15 protein-coding genes are annotated in these 14727 nt (G+C 67.5%); 7 read left to right on the top strand and 8 right to left on the bottom strand.

Features of this window, described 5'->3' with window-relative positions:
* Positions 1 to 13: 13 nt before the first annotated feature.
* From ACVOMM_RS14370 to ACVOMM_RS14355, 4 genes are read right to left on the bottom strand one after another with little or no spacing between them, the layout of a single operon-like run.
* Positions 14 to 985, bottom strand: a complete 972-nt coding sequence (locus ACVOMM_RS14370) for a bile acid:sodium symporter family protein (protein ID WP_065175442.1) — start codon at positions 983 to 985, stop codon at positions 14 to 16.
* 28 nt (positions 986 to 1013) lie between these two features.
* A complete protein-coding gene (locus ACVOMM_RS14365) occupies positions 1014 to 1514 on the bottom strand; it encodes a protein tyrosine phosphatase family protein (RefSeq protein WP_481526418.1) in 501 nt (166 codons plus the stop codon).
* Between the two features lie 27 nt (positions 1515 to 1541).
* On the bottom strand, positions 1542 to 3281 hold the full coding sequence (dnaG, locus tag ACVOMM_RS14360; protein WP_053519483.1) for a DNA primase: 1740 nt from the start codon (positions 3279 to 3281) through the stop codon (positions 1542 to 1544).
* Positions 3282 to 3341: 60 nt separating this feature from the next.
* Complete coding sequence (locus ACVOMM_RS14355) at positions 3342 to 4268, bottom strand: YihY/virulence factor BrkB family protein (RefSeq protein ID WP_053519482.1); 927 nt, start codon at positions 4266 to 4268, stop codon at positions 3342 to 3344.
* A gap of 212 nt (positions 4269 to 4480) precedes the next feature.
* Here ACVOMM_RS14355 and ACVOMM_RS14350 point away from each other — a divergent pair, with 212 nt between their 5' ends.
* Positions 4481 to 5419: a hypothetical protein gene (locus tag ACVOMM_RS14350; RefSeq protein WP_229765859.1), complete on the top strand. Its 939-nt coding sequence runs from the start codon at positions 4481 to 4483 to the stop codon at positions 5417 to 5419.
* Positions 5420 to 5497: 78 nt separating this feature from the next.
* Here the strand turns inward: ACVOMM_RS14350 and ACVOMM_RS14345 are convergent, their stop codons facing one another.
* Together ACVOMM_RS14345 and rpsU are read right to left on the bottom strand one after the other, a co-directional pair.
* A complete protein-coding gene (locus ACVOMM_RS14345) occupies positions 5498 to 5944 on the bottom strand; it encodes a GatB/YqeY domain-containing protein (protein WP_053519481.1) in 447 nt (148 codons plus the stop codon).
* Between the two features lie 133 nt (positions 5945 to 6077).
* Positions 6078 to 6293: a 30S ribosomal protein S21 gene (gene rpsU, locus ACVOMM_RS14340; RefSeq protein WP_002808376.1), complete on the bottom strand. Its 216-nt coding sequence runs from the start codon at positions 6291 to 6293 to the stop codon at positions 6078 to 6080.
* 167 nt (positions 6294 to 6460) lie between these two features.
* On the opposite strand from rpsU, the gene tsaD reads away from it, so the two are divergent.
* From tsaD to ACVOMM_RS14315, 5 genes are all read left to right on the top strand, one after another.
* Entirely contained in the window at positions 6461 to 7486 is a 1026-nt protein-coding gene (gene tsaD / locus ACVOMM_RS14335) for a tRNA (adenosine(37)-N6)-threonylcarbamoyltransferase complex transferase subunit TsaD (RefSeq protein ID WP_262100715.1), read from the top strand.
* Between the two features lie 124 nt (positions 7487 to 7610).
* Positions 7611 to 7964 carry a dihydroneopterin aldolase gene (gene folB, locus ACVOMM_RS14330; protein ID WP_053519479.1) on the top strand — a complete coding sequence of 118 codons (354 nt, stop codon included), beginning with the start codon at positions 7611 to 7613 and terminating at the stop codon, positions 7962 to 7964.
* Between the two features lie 65 nt (positions 7965 to 8029).
* On the top strand, positions 8030 to 9301 hold the full coding sequence (locus tag ACVOMM_RS14325; protein ID WP_065175436.1) for a mechanosensitive ion channel family protein: 1272 nt from the start codon (positions 8030 to 8032) through the stop codon (positions 9299 to 9301).
* 128 nt (positions 9302 to 9429) lie between these two features.
* Positions 9430 to 11604, top strand: coding sequence for a glycoside hydrolase family 3 N-terminal domain-containing protein (locus tag ACVOMM_RS14320; protein WP_481526417.1), 2175 nt, complete (start codon positions 9430 to 9432; stop codon positions 11602 to 11604).
* Positions 11605 to 11841: 237 nt separating this feature from the next.
* Entirely contained in the window at positions 11842 to 12357 is a 516-nt protein-coding gene (locus tag ACVOMM_RS14315) for a hypothetical protein (protein ID WP_481526416.1), read from the top strand.
* Between the two features lie 45 nt (positions 12358 to 12402).
* On the opposite strand, the gene ACVOMM_RS14310 is transcribed toward ACVOMM_RS14315, so the two are convergent.
* On the bottom strand, positions 12403 to 13587 hold the full coding sequence (locus ACVOMM_RS14310) for a PQQ-dependent sugar dehydrogenase (protein ID WP_481526415.1): 1185 nt from the start codon (positions 13585 to 13587) through the stop codon (positions 12403 to 12405).
* Positions 13588 to 13756: 169 nt separating this feature from the next.
* On the opposite strand from ACVOMM_RS14310, the gene yiaA reads away from it, so the two are divergent.
* Positions 13757 to 14206: an inner membrane protein YiaA gene (gene yiaA / locus ACVOMM_RS14305; protein ID WP_279942935.1), complete on the top strand. Its 450-nt coding sequence runs from the start codon at positions 13757 to 13759 to the stop codon at positions 14204 to 14206.
* Between the two features lie 91 nt (positions 14207 to 14297).
* Here yiaA and ACVOMM_RS14300 read toward each other — a convergent pair whose 3' ends face one another.
* On the bottom strand, positions 14298 to 14642 hold the full coding sequence (locus ACVOMM_RS14300; protein ID WP_053519473.1) for a hypothetical protein: 345 nt from the start codon (positions 14640 to 14642) through the stop codon (positions 14298 to 14300).
* Between the last annotated feature and the right edge of the window lie 85 nt (positions 14643 to 14727).

The raw sequence follows: 14727 nt of genomic DNA, 5'->3' as shown, positions 1-14727 counted from the left end.
ATGAATTTCCGGGTCAGGAGCTGCGCCGTGCGTAGCGCTGCGCGATCACACCGCAGACGATCAGCTGGATCTGGTGGTAGATCATCACCGGCAGCACGATGGCACCGAGGCTGCCCCCGGCGAACAGCACCTTGGCGATCGGCACGCCAGTGGCCAGGCTCTTCTTGGAGCCGCAGAACACGATGGCGATCTCATCCTCGCGGTTGAAGTGCAGGCGACGGGCGATGAAGGTGATCAGCGGCATGGCGATACCGAGCAGGACGGCAGCTACCACGGCCACTGCCAGCAGCGACAGCACGGGGGTCTTGCTCCAGAGCCCTTCGGTGACGGCTTCGCCGAACGCCGAATACACGACCAGCAGGATGGTGGCCTGGTCGGTGTAGCGCAGCAGCGCGCGCTGCTTCTCGACCCAGCCGGCGATCCACGGGCGCAGCAGGTGGCCGGCCACGAACGGCACCAGCAGCTGCAGCATGATGCCGCCGATCGCATGCAGCGGGTCATGCACACCGCCGGAGGTGCCGGCCAGCGCGGTCAACAGCAGCGGCGTGAGGAACACACCGAGGATGCTCGACAGCGATGCGCTGCAGACGGCCGCCGGCACATTGCCGCGCGCCATCGAGGTGAAGGCGATGGACGACTGCACGGTGGAGGGCAGGGTGCACAGGAACAGCACGCCCAGGTACAGCTCCGGGGTCAACAGCCAGCCCGACAGCGGCTTGAACATCAGGCCCAGCATCGGGAACAGCAGGAAGGTGCAGGCGAGGATGGTCAGATGCAGGCGCCAGTGCAGCATGCCGCCGATGATCGATTCGCGCGGCAGGCGCGCCCCGTGCAGGAAGAACAGCGCGGCGATGGCGACCGTGGTGACATCGTCCAGGACGATGGCGGCGGCGCCCTTCATCGGCAGCAGCGACGCCAGGCCGACCGTGCACAGCAGGGCCAGGGTGAAGTTGTCCGGTCGCAGGCGCGACCACCAGCGGGTCATGGGGGGCAGACTCCTTGGTGTGGAGGGTTCAGGGCGAGGTGACCGGTGTGGCCAGACGCTGGCGGGTGACCGCTTCCAGCGACTTCAGGCCGGCACGCTGGCCCAGCTGAAGGGCCTGTTCCGGGCTGGCATGTTCGTAGCGTGCATTGACCAGGCCGAGCACGGCACCGGCGCGGTTGCCGGACGCGCAGTGCAGCAGCACCGGCCCCTGGCTCTGCTGCAGGGCCTGGTGCACGGCGCGCACGTTGGCCGCATCCAGGCCCTCGGCGCCGGCCACCGGGATGCGCACATAGCGCAGGCCCAGCGATTCGGCCGCGCGGGTTTCATCGAAACCACGGTCCTCGTCGGGCTGGCGCAGGTCGATCACGGTGCGTACGCCTTGCGCAGCCAGTTCGCGCAGGTGTGCGGCACTGGGCTGGCCGCCGGCATACAGGCCGGGGCGGACTTCATTGAGCGGGGCATCTGCGGCCAAGGCCGCCAGCGGCAGGCAGAGGGACAGCAACAGCAGGCAGGTCGGGCGCAGCAGCATGGTCCTCTCCGTTAAAACGTTCCGCCGCTACCGGCCCAGGCTGGCGCGGGCCTTGAGCAGCTCGCGCAGTTCGTACTTGTCAGTATCGTCCAGTCCCTGCTGCCGCTGCTTTGCCAACAGCTCTTCCAGACGTTGCTGCAACAGTTGTTTCTCCAGCTGGGCCACGGCGTCGTGCAGTTCCTGGGTCCAGATCGCTTCGCTGCCGGGCAGGGTCTGGGCGGCCAGCGTGTGCAGCGAGGCCTGCTCCTCACGCCCGTCGAAATGTTCCAGCAGCGCGCCGGTGCTGATATCGGGACGCTGTTCGACCAGCGCCAGCAGCTCCAGCAGCAGCTCCACACCCGGCAGGCGCAGGCCCTGGAAGTGATGCTTGCCGCCGAGGGTCAGCGCCAGCGACGGCTGCTGCAGCAGCACGGCGATCGCACCCCGCACCAGGCTGCGCTTGGCCACCGGCTGGATCGACCGTGCCGGAGGGCGCTGCGGCATCGCCGTGCGGGTATTCTGCGTGGCCGCACCGAGCCCGGTCAGCTGCGCCAGCTGCTGCTTCATCAGGTCACCGAACGCGCCATCGGGAATCTGCGCCAGCATCGGTCTGGCCCGCTCGGCCAGGCGTGCCCGGCCGTCCAGCGTGCCCATGTTGATCTCGCGGGTCAGCTCGTCGAAGAAGAACTGCGATAGCGGCGTGGCCTGCTTCAGGCGTTCGTTGAAGGCCTCAGCGCCTTCCTTGCGCACGATGGTGTCCGGGTCCTCGCCGTCGGGCAGGAACAGGAAGAAGGCCTGGCGGCCGTCCTTCATCCGCGGCAGCACCGACTCCAGTGCCTTCCAGCCGGCGCGGCGGCCGGCGGCATCGCCATCGAAGCAGAAGAACACGTCCGGTGCGTTTCGGAACAGCAGCTCGGCATGGTCGGGCGTGGTCGCGGTGCCCAGCGTCGCCACCGCCTGGGTGACGCCGAACTGGAACAGCGAGACCACGTCCATGTAACCCTCGACCACGATCAGCCGCTCGATCTTCTGGTTCGCCTGGCGCACCTGCCACAGGCCGTACAGTTCGCGGCCCTTGTGGAACAGCGCGGTTTCGGGCGAATTGAGGTACTTGGGACCGTCGTCCTTCTCGAACACCCGGCCACCGAAGGCGATCACCCGTCCACGGCGGTCGAAGATCGGGAACATCACCCGGTCGCGGAACTTGTCGTAGACGTGCCCCCGGTCGTTCTTGGAAAACAGGCCGGCACGGTCGAGCAGCTTCATCCGCCGCTCGTCCTTGCCCAGCGCATCGCGCAGGCCGCTGTAGCCGTCGGGCGCATAGCCGATCTGGAAGCGGGCGCGGTTCTGTTCGTCCACGCCACGGCCGTCAAGGTAGGCGCGGGCCTTGTCGCTGCCCTCCAGGTTCTTCTGGAAGAAGCGCGCCGCTGCATCCAGTGCCGAATAGAGTTCGCGGCTGTCGTCCTGCTGCTGGGCGCTGCGCGGGTTCTCGCTGCGCGGCACGTCCATGCCGGCGCGCTTGGCCAGCTCATCCACCGCGTCGAGGAACTCGAGGCGGTCGTAGTTCATCAGGAAGCTGATTGCGGTGCCGTGCGCACCGCAGCCGAAGCAGTGATAGAACTGCTTGGTCGGCGAGACGGTGAACGAGGCCGAGCGCTCGTCATGGAACGGGCAGCGTGCCGCGTACTCCTTGCCCTGTCGCTTCAACGGCACACGGCTGCCCACCACCTCGACGATGTCGGTGCGGGCCAGCAGGTCGTCGATGAAAGCGTCGGGGATACGGGCCATGGGCAGCAGGGCAGGGCGCGGCCGCCGGGGCGCGCAGCAGGGGCGGCAGGTCCCCCTAGTTTACTCGCTGGCGATGGTCGGGCCGGCCTGTTGTTCGCTGCTGCCGCCGGCGCTGGCGGCCGCCCGCTGTGCCCGGGCACTCAGGCGCTCGTCGATCACCGCGGTCATCAGGGCGCCGACGAAGAACACCGCGGTAGCGTAGTAGATCCAGACCAGCGCGATCACCAGGGCGCCCATCGAACCGTAGGCGCTGCCGGGCGCCACGGTGGCGATGTAGACGCCGATGCCGTAGCGCCCCAGGGCGAACAGGAGCGAGGTGATGGCCCCGCCGATGAAGGCCTGGCGCCAGGCCACGCGACGGTCGGGCAGATAGTGGTAGAGGAAGGCGAAGGCCAGCGTGTACAGCAGCAGCGTGGTCACGTAACCGATGGCCGGCAACACCGATGGCAGCTGCGCGAATACCACCTGCAGGGCGGTGGTGGCGGTCATCGACAGGATCAGCAGGAAGCCCAGCGCCAGCACCACGCCGAAGGAGAACACGCGCTTGCGCAGCCAGGCCTGGACGCCTTCCAGGCGCTGGCCGCTGGTATGGAAGATGCGGTTGAGCGCGTTCTGCAGCTGTGCGAACACGGCGGTGGCGCCGACGAACAGCAGCAGGGTGCTCCACAACCCGGCCAGCGAGCCCATGCTCGGCTGGCTGTTGGCGTTGTGCAGCACGGTATCGGCCACGCTGGCCACGCTGCTGCCGGCCACCGAGCCGATCTGGCTGATCAGCGCCTGCTGCGCGGGCGGGTACAGCGAGGCGGTCAACCACAGCAGCAGCACCAGCAACGGCGCCATCGACAGCAGGGAATAGAACGAAACCGATGCGGCCTGGGTCAGGACGTCGATTTCGACGAAGCGCTTGGCCACGGCCATCGGGAAGCTGTCCTGCAGCTTCTCCAGGCGCGATCGGACGATGGGCAGGAAGGTGCGGGGATGCGGCATCTACGGCGTCGGCTGGAGCGGTACAGGCTTCCTTTTCTAGCAGATGCCGGCGTTGCGGCAGGTGAAGTGGAAGCGCGGTCGCAGAATGCAGCGAAGTCCGCGTTATCCTTCTGCCCGGACCGAGGGCGCGCTGGGGCTGCCGCCGCGGTATCCGGGCCCACTGCCTGTGTGCGGGGCCACGACAATCCAACTTCTCTGCAAAAGGACGCGTTATGAAAGGGATGGTCTGCACCACGATGGTGTTGCTGCTGGCGACGAGCGGTTCGGCCGCTGCGGCGTCCACGGCCTGCGAAAAGGCCTTCAAGACGGTAGGGGATCCGCGCAATGGCGCGATGTACATGGCCGACCTGACGGTGCCCGGTCTGAAGGTGCAGAGTGCACTGGACCAGCTTCGCAAGATCGGTGCCGATGACCAGTTCGAGGTGGGCGGCCAGCTGGTGGAAGGCGATACCGGCAACCAGTACCTGATCCAGACCAAGGGCCTGCGCACGCCCCTGGTGCTGATCGGCACCGCCGACCGCAGCGGCCGGGTCACCCTGGCCACCAAGCTGGCCCGCGGCCAGACCATCGCCCAGGAGGATGCCCGCAAGTCGATGTGCGACATGCTGGACAAGCTCAAGGGGGGCAGCCAGGGGGACGCGCTGGCCGCCGCTGCGCGCGCGCAGTATCCGACTTCCGTGGCGGAGGACGTGACCGCGCCGGACCTGTCCAAGAAGATGGGCAAGGAGGTGCGCGATACGATGGCGGCCTACAACGCTGCGGGCAGCTTCAAGGACCTGCTGCTGGGCACCACCACCAACAAGGAAGACCTGGGCGACCGTTCGGCCACCTTCCTGCCGGTGTATGCCAAGTACATCGGTCGCCGCTACCGGATCGACGGCCAGATCTACACGGTCAACTCGAACAGCTACTCCAGCCGTCCGGGTGAGGTCGGATCGATCAACTACCTGGTGACGCCGACCCGTGGCCTGTTGCGGATCCGCCAGAATGACACCTTCAACAACAACAACTACACCATCCGTTGCGAATTCGCTCCGGACCAGGCGGCCAACTTCGCCATGCTGCGCGAGCGCGACTGGGCCAAGCTGGAAGGCGAGGTCAGCGCGGTGGAGGGCAGTTCCATGACCCTGCGCAACTGCCGCCAGGTGTAAGCGCTGGCCTGGCCGCTGCAGCAATGACAAGGCCCGCGTGAAGCGGGCCTTGTCGTGTCCGGCAGGGGCGGTGGCGGATCAGCCAGCCAGGGCCTGCTTGACCAGCCTGGACACCACGCCCATGTCGGCCTGACCGGCGAGCCTCGGCTTCAGCGCCCCCATCAGCTTGCCCATGTCGGCCGGGCCGGTGGCACCGGTTTCGGCAATGGCGGCCTGGATGGCGGCGGCGATCTCGGCCTCACCCATCTTGGCGGGCAGGTAGGCCTCGATGACCACGATCTCGGCACGCTCGATCGCGGCCAGGTCTTCACGGTTGGCCGCTTCGTACTGGCTGACCGAGTCCTTGCGCTGCTTGACCATCTTGTCCAGCACGGCGATCACGGCGGTGTCGTCGAGCTCGATACGCTCGTCCACTTCCTTCTGCTTGATCGCGGCGTTGATCAGGCGGATCACGCCCAGCTTGTCCTTCTCGCCCGCCTTCATGGCGGCCTTCATGTCATCGGTGAGCTGCTGCTTCATGCTCATGGGAGACCTCGTGGTGGTAGTGGGGCAGGGCGGTTGCCCGGGCCCGGAAACGCAAAAAGCCGGCGACGCTCGCGCGTGCCGGCTTCGGCTTCACCGCGGAAGGACGAACCCGCCGCAATGAAGATGCGTCCGATCAGTACAGGCGCTGACGCTTGGTGACGTCGCGCGACGAGCGGCGCAGCTGACGCTTCACAGCAGCGGCGGCCTTGCGCTTGCGCTCCTGGGTCGGCTTTTCGTAGAACTCGCGCTTGCGGGTTTCGGCCAGCACACCGGCCTTTTCGCAAGTGCGCTTGAAGCGGCGAAGAGCAAACTCGAAGGGCTCGTTCTCGCGGACTTTGACGCTGGGCATGGAATCTCCGGGACACAGTAGAACCGGGTCACGCCCGGCGAGCCGCACATTATAGCGGCGAATCAACAAACTGCAAGCACGCAAGCCTGAATGCGGGCCAGCAATACGGATGCAGTGGGATCTGCACGTCACCCCGAGGGGGCGGCAGGGGCGTCATAATAGCAGGCATGCGAGTCCTTGGCATCGAATCTTCCTGTGATGAGACCGGCGTGGCGGTGTACGACACCGACCTGACCGGCAGCGCGGCCCTGCGCGCCCATGCGGTCTACAGCCAGATCGCCCTGCACGCCGAGTACGGCGGTGTGGTGCCCGAGCTGGCCAGCCGTGACCACGTGCGCAAGCTGCTGCCGCTGGTCCGGCAGACCCTGGCCGAGGCGGGCCTGGGCGTGGACGACATCGATGGCGTGGCTTATACCGCTGGCCCCGGGCTGGTCGGTGCGCTGCTGGTCGGTGCCGGGGTGGCCCGTGCCCTGGCCTGGGCACTGGAGGTGCCGGCCGTGGGCGTGCACCACATGGAAGGGCACCTGCTGGCGCCCTTGATGGAGGACGATCCGCCGCAGGCCCCGTTCGTGGCCCTGCTGGTGTCCGGTGGCCACACCCAGCTGGTGGCGGTCGATGCCATCGGCCGCTACCGCCTGCTGGGCGAGACCCTGGACGATGCGGCCGGCGAAGCCTTCGACAAGACTGCCAAACTGATGGGGCTGCCCTATCCCGGCGGCCCGCAGCTGGCCAGGCTGGCCGAACAGGGCACCCCGGGGGCCTACCGTTTCGCGCGGCCGATGACCGATCGCCCGGGTCTGGATTTCAGCTTCTCCGGCCTGAAGACCCAGGTGCTGATGGCCTGGCGTGACAGCGACCAGAGCGACCAGACCCGCGCCGACATCGCGCGCGGTTTCGAGGATGCGGTGGTGGAGACCCTGTCGATCAAGTGCGAACGCGCGCTGGAAGCAGCCGGCACCAATGTGATCGTGGTGGCCGGCGGTGTCGGTGCCAATACGCGGCTGCGTGCCCGCCTGCAGCAGATGGCCGAACGCCTCGGGGGGCGTGCCTGCTTCCCGCGGCCGGCGCTGTGCACCGACAACGGCGCGATGATCGCTTTCGCCGGCGCCCTGCGCCTGCAGGCCGGGCAGCACAACCCGCCGAAGGTTGACGTGACCCCGCGCTGGGACATGGCGACGCTGCCCGCGGTGTGACCCGCGGCGCACCCATCCACACAGGCTGCGACCGTAGCGGCGGACGTGCCGGGATCCGGTCGTTTCAGGCAGTGGTGGTTCCGTGCCGTTACCATGACCGTCTGTTTTCCGGCTGGTAACCGCAATGGACAAGGTTTTCATCGAGGGGCTGACGATCGACGCCCTGATCGGCATCTACGATTGGGAACGGCGGATCCGGCAGGACCTGGTGTTCGACCTGGAGATGGGTTTCGACAACCGGCGCCCGGCAGCGACCGACGATATCGCCCATACCCTCAACTACAAGGCGGTCAGCAAGCGGCTGGAGCAGTTCGTGCGCGAATCGGAGTTCGGCCTGGTCGAGACCCTGGCCGAGCGTTGCGCGCAGATCGTGCTCGACGAGTTCGATGTGCGCTGGCTGCGGCTGAAGCTGAGCAAGCCGGGAGCGGTGCGCGGCGCGCGCGCGGTCGGCGTGATCATCGAGCGCGAACGCGGCTGAAACAGCAGCGTCGGCCGGCGGCCGGCAACTTCTTCATGCGAAATGACTGAAACAGGAGACGACTGATGGTGGATGCGGTGGTGGCGGTACAGTGGATGGAGCGGCTGCAGAACACACTGGAACCCTATCCCGGCGCCTACCTGGCGTTGATGATTTCGGCGCTGCTGCTCGCGGCGGGCCTGGCCAACTGGGTGACCAAGCGCATCCTGGTGCGCGGCCTGCGCCGTCTGCTGCAGCGCCTGCCCGGTGCCGAATCCGGGCGTGGCAGCCATCTGATGCGGGTCATCTCGCGGTTGTCCAACGTGGTGCCCAGCCAGGTGATCGCCTCTGGCATCACCCTCATTCCCGATCTGCCGCCCGGGCTGGTCAGCGTCATCGTCAAGCTGTGCATCGTGTGGGCGGTGCTGACCGTCTCGCTGGCCTTCTCGCATGCGCTGGATGCGGCCAACAGCCTGTACGAGCGCAAGCCGGATGCGCGCAACAAGCCGATCAAGGGCTACCTGCAGGTGGTCAAGATCGTGATCTTCGTGGCGGCCGGCCTGGCGATCATCTCCACCCTGCTGGGCGTGGCGCTGGGCCCGCTGGTGACCGGCCTGGGTGCGGCCACGGCCGTGCTGATGCTGATCTTCCAGGACACCATCCTCTCGCTGGTGGCCAGCGTGCAGATCAGTGGCGATGGCCGCGTGCGCATCGGCGACTGGATCGAGATGCCGAGCCAGAACGCCGATGGTGACGTCATCGACATCGCCCTGCACACCATCACCGTGCAGAACTTCGACAAGACCATCACCACCATCCCGACCAAGAAGCTGGTGACCGAGTCGTTCAAGAACTGGCGCGGCATGCAGGAGGCCGGTGGCCGACGCATCAAGCGCGCGCTGTACCTGGACCAGCACAGCGTCGGCTTCCTGGACGAGGGCGACCTGGCCTTCCTCGGTGAGTTCGCCCTGCTGCGCGACTACCTGCGCGACAAGGAGCAGGAGCTGGGGCAGTGGAACGGGCGCCTGCGCGAACAGGGCGTGGCGGACGTGAACAGCCGCCGGGTGACCAATCTGGGCACGTTCCGGGCCTATGTGGAGCGCTACCTGCGCAGCCACCCGGGTATCCACACCGACATGACCCTGCTGGTGCGACAGCTGCAACCGACCACCGAGGGCCTGCCGCTGGAGCTGTACTGCTTCACCCGCACTACCGCCTGGGCGGAGTACGAGGCCGTGCAGTCGGACATTTTCGACCATCTGCTGGCGATCCTGCCGGCCTTCGGCCTGAGGGTGTTCCAGGCGTCCAGCGACGCCATGTTGATGGCCGGGCAGCGCCAGTCGGCCCGCTCGGAGTAAGCTGCCGTGCCGCCCGCGGGACCGTACGGACCCCGCTGGTGGATGAAACTGAATGCCGAAACCTCTCGCCAAATGGCCCGGGATCGCTAGAATGCCGGGCTTGTAAACGTTTTCATCAAGGACTGCCGGTGGCCTCCGAACGCATCGAATCCCTCATTGCCCAGATGACCGTCGAGGAAAAGGTCGGCCAGCTGGGTGTTTTCGCGGACATGGTCCGCCCGTTCGCCCCGGACGTGAACCCGGAAGCCAACGTGCGCAATGCCGACCAGGTGCTGCAGCAGGTGCGCGAGGGCAAGGTCGGCTCGCTGTTCAACGGGGTGGGCGCCGAACTGGGCCGCCGCATCCAGCAGGTCGCGACCGAGGAGAGCCGGCTGGGCATCCCGGTCATCCTCGCGGCCGACGTCATCCACGGCATGCGCACCGTGTTCCCGATCCCGCTGGGCGAGGCCGCCAGCTTCGAGCCGGACCTGGCCGAGCGCACCGCCCGCGCCACTGCGGTCGAGGCCACCGCCGCCGGCCTGCACTGGACCTATGCGCCTGCCGTGGACATCGCCCGCGACCAGCGCTGGGGCCGTGGCGCCGAAGGCGCAGGCGAGGACGTGGTGCTGGGCTGTGCCTTCGCCGCCGCCCGTGTGCGCGGCTTCCAGGGCAGCGACCTGCGTGCCGCCGATTCGCTGCTGGCCACGCCCAAGCATTTCGCCGCCTATGGCGCGGTGATGGCCGGCATGGAATACAACATGGTGGACATCTCGCCGCAGACCCTGCGCGACGTGCACCTGCCGCCGTTCAAGGCGGCCTTCGATGCCGGTGCGATCACGGTGATGTCCTCGTTCAACGACATCAACGGCGTGCCGGCCAGCGCCAATGCAGAACTGCTCACCGACATCCTGCGTGGCGAGTGGAAGTTCCCGGGTGTGGTGATCTCCGATTACACCGCCGACATGGAACTGGTGGCGCACGGCTACGCCGCCGATGACCGCGACGCCACCGCCAAGGCCTTCACCGCAGGCCTGGACCTGAGCATGCAGAGCGGCTTCTATGCCGAGCACCTGCCAGGCCTGGTGGAAAGCGGCGAGGTGCCGATGGCGGTGCTGGATGAGGGCGTGCGCCGCATCCTGTGGCTGAAGGAAACCATCGGCCTGTTCGACGACCCGTACCGGTCGCTGGACCCGGCCCGCGAAGCGGACGACTCGCACATCGCCGCACATGATGAGCTCTCGCGCGATGCCGCGCGCCGTTCGATCGTGCTGCTGAACAACCGTGACAACGTGCTGCCGCTGCAGAAGACCGGGCAGAAGATCGCGCTGATCGGCCCGTTCGTGCAGGACCGCGAAAACATCGAAGGCTGCTGGACCCTGTTCGGCGACAAGCAGCGTTATGTGGACCTGGAAACCGGTGTGCGTGCCGCCATCGGTGACGCGTCGCTGCTGGAGATCGTGCCCGGTTGCGATCTGGAAACCGCGATCCCCGGGGGCACCGAAGCCGCCGTGGCGGCTGCGCTGCGTGCCGACGTGGTGGTGTTGGCGCTGGGCGAGCCTCAGCGCTACAGCGGCGAAGCGCAGTCGCGCGTGGAGATCACCCTGCCGCCGGCGCAGCAGGCACTGGCCGAGGCGGTGGCGATGACCGGCAAGCCGCTGGTGGTGCTGCTGCGCAATGGCCGCGCGCTGGCCCTGCAAGGTGCGGTGCGCAATGCACAGGCCGTGGCGGTCACCTGGTACCTGGGCACGCAGACCGGTCATGCGGTGGCCGATGTGCTGTTCGGCGACTACAGCCCGTCCGGCCGCCTGCCGGTCAGCTTCCCGCAGGTGTCCGGCCAGCAACCGTATTTCTACAACCATCCGCGTACCGGCCGCCCCGAACTGCCGACGATGTCGGAGTTCAAGGCACGCTGGCGCGAGATTCCCAACGAGCCGCTGTATCCGTTCGGTCATGGCATCGGCTACACCACCTTCGCCTATGGCGTGCCGCAGCTCAGCACGGCACAGCTGGGCTGGGACGACACCCTGACCATCACCACCACGCTGACCAACACCGGTACCGTGGCCGGCGAGGAAGTGGTGCAGCTGTACATCCATGACCGCGTGGCCAGCCGCGTGCGGCCGGTGCGCGAGCTGAAGGACTTCCGCAAGATCGCACTGCAGCCGGGCGAATCCACCAATGTGGTGTTCACCCTGCATCGCGAGCAGTTGGCGTTCACCGGCCGCGATGGCGTGCTGCGTGCCGAGCCGGGCCTGTTCGAGCTGTGGGTGTGCGCGTCGTCAGCGGCTGGCGAGCCGGTGCAGTTCGAACTGCTGAAGGGCTGAACGGGAACGGTAGCGGGGGGGGGGGGGGGGGCGGGGGGGGGGCGCCCCCCCCCCCCGCGGGGCCGGCGCCCCCCCGGCGGGGGGGGGGGGGGGGGCCCGGCGGCAAACAACCCCCCACACCCCCCCCCCCCCCCCGGCGCTACCATCGCTGTGGGTGTGCGCGTCGTCACCCATGGCAAACACGCCGGGCCTGACCCGGCGCTACCATCGGGGTTCGTGATCCGATGGAGCCCGACCATGCGCAAGAGTGCTTTCCTTGCCCCCGCGCTGCTGCTGGCAGCCTGTGCACAGCCGGCGCCGCCGACGGCTCCGGAGGCAACGCCCGCTGCCGCACCGCCGGCCGAACCCGTGCAGGCAGCACCGGCAGCACCTGCGGCACCCACGAGCGAACAGACCGAAGATGCGCGCGCGCGCATCGAGACACTGCTCGGTGATGCGGCGCAGTACGAGAAGGTCTTCGATGCCTTCAGAACGGCGGTGGTCGGCGGTGATCGCGCGGCGGTCGTCGAGGAAATACGTTTCCCGTTGAACATCAGCGGCGGAAAGACGATCGCCGGACCGGGCGAATTCCAGCGCAGCTACGAGAAGATCATCACGCCGGCCGTGGTCAAGGCGGTGTCCGCACAGGATTTCGGCAAGGTGTTCGTCAACCAGCAGGGCGTGATGATCGGCGATGGCCAGGTGTGGTTGAGCGGCCAGTGCCTTGATGCGGCCTGCACCCGGACCGAAGTGAAGGTCATCACCATCCAGTGAGCGTGCGGGGTGACGGGCTCTGGCCCGCCACCCTGCGTTACCTGATCAGGTCTTCGGCGTGAGCTTGAGCAGGCGCGCCTTGCTGCCATCTTCAAGCAGCCACAGCGCGCCATCGGGCCCCTGTTCCACTTCACGGATGCGCTCACCCATGTTGAAGCGTTCCGCCTCGCGCGCGTTGTCGCCCTCGAAGGCCACGCGCACCAGTGATGTGGAGGACAGGCCGCCGATGAAGCCGCTGCCCTTCCACTGCGGGAACAGGGTGCCGCTGTAGATGACGAAGCCCGCAGGCGAGATGACCGGCGTCCAGGTCACCTTTGGCGCGGCGAACTCCGGGCGCGTGTCGTGGTCGGGAATCGGCCGGCCGTCGTAGTGGTCGCCGTTGGAGACCACCGGGTAGCCGTAGTTGGCGCCCCGCACGATCAGGTTCAGTTCGTCTCCGCCCGCCGGCCCCATCTCATGCGCCCACAGCTTGCCGTTGGCATCGAAGGCCATGCCCAGGATGTTGCGATGGCCGAGCGACCACACCTGTGCAGCCACGCCGCCCTGTGACGCGAACGGATTGTCCGCCGGCAGGCTGCCATCGTCGTTGAGGCGGATGATCTTGCCGAGGTTGCCGCCCATGTCCTGCGCGGGGTCGAACTTCTGCCGTTCGCTGGAGCTGATCCAGAGCTTGCCGTCCGGACCGAACACCAGGCGATGGCCGTAGTGGCCCTGCCCGCTGACCTTCGGTGTCTGTCGCCAGATCACCTTCAGATCCTTGAGCTGGCCACCGCCGTCGGCGTCCAGGGCGAGCGTGGCGCGGACCACTGCGGCGCCGCGGGTATCCAGCGTGCCTTCCTCGGCATAGCTGAGGTAGATCACCTGGTTGCGGGCAAAGTCCGGATGCAGGATGACGTCGCCGAAGCCGCCCTGGCCACCATAGGCGACCTTCGGTACGCCGGTGATCTCATGCTTCTGGCCGCTGGCCACGTCCAGGTGCTGCAGCTTGCCGCGCTTTTCGGTGACCAGCAGACTGCCATCGGGCAGGAAGGTCATTGCCCACGGTTGATCGAAACGGCTGACTTCCGTGGCGGTGAACGGCCGCTGGTCGGTTGCGGCCGCAGCCGCAGCCGGTGCAGCAGCGGTGGCGGCAGTACCGGCAGTAGCGGATGCAGGATCGGCGGCGTTGCAGGCAGTGGTGGCGAGAATCGGCGCCAGGCCGAGGGCAAGCAGCAGGGGCGTGCGGGTCATGGGAATCTCCAGGGCGGGGATGCGGATGGCCAAGCGTTCCCTTGTATACCACTGCGGGTGTGACCGTCGTGGCCCGAAGGTCCTGCTACCCCCTGTGCGACGTGGGGCGGATCGTCTAGGGTGGGCACGCCCGGGCAATGCATGCCCGTCTGTCTGCCAAGGATCTGCAATGCACACTGTTCCGACCCACAAGCCATCTCCCGCCTTCGTCGCCGCTTCGTGGGTGGCGCTGCTGCTTGGCGCGGTGGCTTATCTGATCGGCCTGTTCAACGCCGAAATGGCCCTGAACGAGAAGGGCTACTACCTGGCGTTGCTGCTTTATGGCCTGTTCGCGGCGGTATCGCTGCAGAAGAGCGTGCGCGACCGCGTGGAGGGCATCCCGGTCAGCGGCCTGTACTACGCGCTGTGCTGGTTCGCCCTGCTGTCGGCGCTGCTGCTGTTGCTGGTGGGCCTGTGGAATGCCACGTTGCTGTTGAGCGAGAAGGGCTTCTACGCCATGGCCTTCGCACTTGCGCTGTTCGGCGCGGTCGCGGTGCAGAAGAACACCCGCGACCTGATCGCCGCCAACGGCGGCAATGCACGCGGTCAGGCCGTGCCGCCGCTGCCGGAACAGGACTGACGCCCGGATTGCGCAGAGCCGGGACCATGCCCGGCTCTGCCGCAGTGCCGAAGGACAGCCTGGCATGGCCCGGCCGCAGCGCGGGGTGCCCTCAGGTGCCGCGCGGTACGCCCCGGTCCAGGCGCTGGTCCAGGTTGACCGCTTCTTCCCAGCCGCGGCGGACGGCGTTGCGGGCCTGCGCCCATTCCAGCCGGCTCTTGCCGCGCTCGCTCGCCCAGCGGGACTCGAGTTCGGCCTCCACCTCTTCGTACGCGCGGATCATGTCCTGCGCACGGGCAGCGTGGCCGATGCGATAGGCCGGCTCGTAGTCCTCGAAGAACAGCTGGTTGTCGTAATAGGGTTCCGCGGTGTAACGCTCGCGCCAGAAGTCGGAAACGGCCTGGCGCGGTGCGCTGTCATCCGGCACGCGGCCGGGGATCTGGTACTCGGGGCTCATCGATCGGGCTCCGTGGTGGATGAGCTTCGATCATGCCGCCATGGCGGTTAACAGTCCGGTCCGCTCGCGTGAAGGGAAGGTGTCC

The organism is Stenotrophomonas sp. STEN009 (assembly GCF_056760395.1).
Note: the sequence above shows the minus strand (reverse complement) of the source record. Positions and strands in the feature narration are given on the sequence as shown.

What these genes read in the sequence shown, in the direction of transcription:
- ACVOMM_RS14345 (WP_053519481.1), bottom strand. Translation starts at nt 5,944, where the DNA reads ATGAGCATGAAGCAGCAGCTCACCGATGACATGAAGGCCGCCATGAAG.
- ACVOMM_RS14325 (WP_065175436.1), top strand. Translation starts at nt 8,030, where the DNA reads ATGGTGGATGCGGTGGTGGCGGTACAGTGGATGGAGCGGCTGCAGAAC.
- ACVOMM_RS14300 (WP_053519473.1), bottom strand. Translation starts at nt 14,642, where the DNA reads ATGAGCCCCGAGTACCAGATCCCCGGCCGCGTGCCGGATGACAGCGCA.
- yiaA (WP_279942935.1), top strand. Translation starts at nt 13,757, where the DNA reads ATGCACACTGTTCCGACCCACAAGCCATCTCCCGCCTTCGTCGCCGCT.
- dnaG (WP_053519483.1), bottom strand. Translation starts at nt 3,281, where the DNA reads ATGGCCCGTATCCCCGACGCTTTCATCGACGACCTGCTGGCCCGCACC.
- rpsU (WP_002808376.1), bottom strand. Translation starts at nt 6,293, where the DNA reads ATGCCCAGCGTCAAAGTCCGCGAGAACGAGCCCTTCGAGTTTGCTCTT.
- ACVOMM_RS14350 (WP_229765859.1), top strand. Translation starts at nt 4,481, where the DNA reads ATGAAAGGGATGGTCTGCACCACGATGGTGTTGCTGCTGGCGACGAGC.
- ACVOMM_RS14355 (WP_053519482.1), bottom strand. Translation starts at nt 4,268, where the DNA reads ATGCCGCATCCCCGCACCTTCCTGCCCATCGTCCGATCGCGCCTGGAG.
- ACVOMM_RS14370 (WP_065175442.1), bottom strand. Translation starts at nt 985, where the DNA reads ATGACCCGCTGGTGGTCGCGCCTGCGACCGGACAACTTCACCCTGGCC.
- tsaD (WP_262100715.1), top strand. Translation starts at nt 6,461, where the DNA reads ATGCGAGTCCTTGGCATCGAATCTTCCTGTGATGAGACCGGCGTGGCG.
- ACVOMM_RS14365 (WP_481526418.1), bottom strand. Translation starts at nt 1,514, where the DNA reads ATGCTGCTGCGCCCGACCTGCCTGCTGTTGCTGTCCCTCTGCCTGCCG.
- ACVOMM_RS14310 (WP_481526415.1), bottom strand. Translation starts at nt 13,587, where the DNA reads ATGACCCGCACGCCCCTGCTGCTTGCCCTCGGCCTGGCGCCGATTCTC.
- folB (WP_053519479.1), top strand. Translation starts at nt 7,611, where the DNA reads ATGGACAAGGTTTTCATCGAGGGGCTGACGATCGACGCCCTGATCGGC.
- ACVOMM_RS14315 (WP_481526416.1), top strand. Translation starts at nt 11,842, where the DNA reads ATGCGCAAGAGTGCTTTCCTTGCCCCCGCGCTGCTGCTGGCAGCCTGT.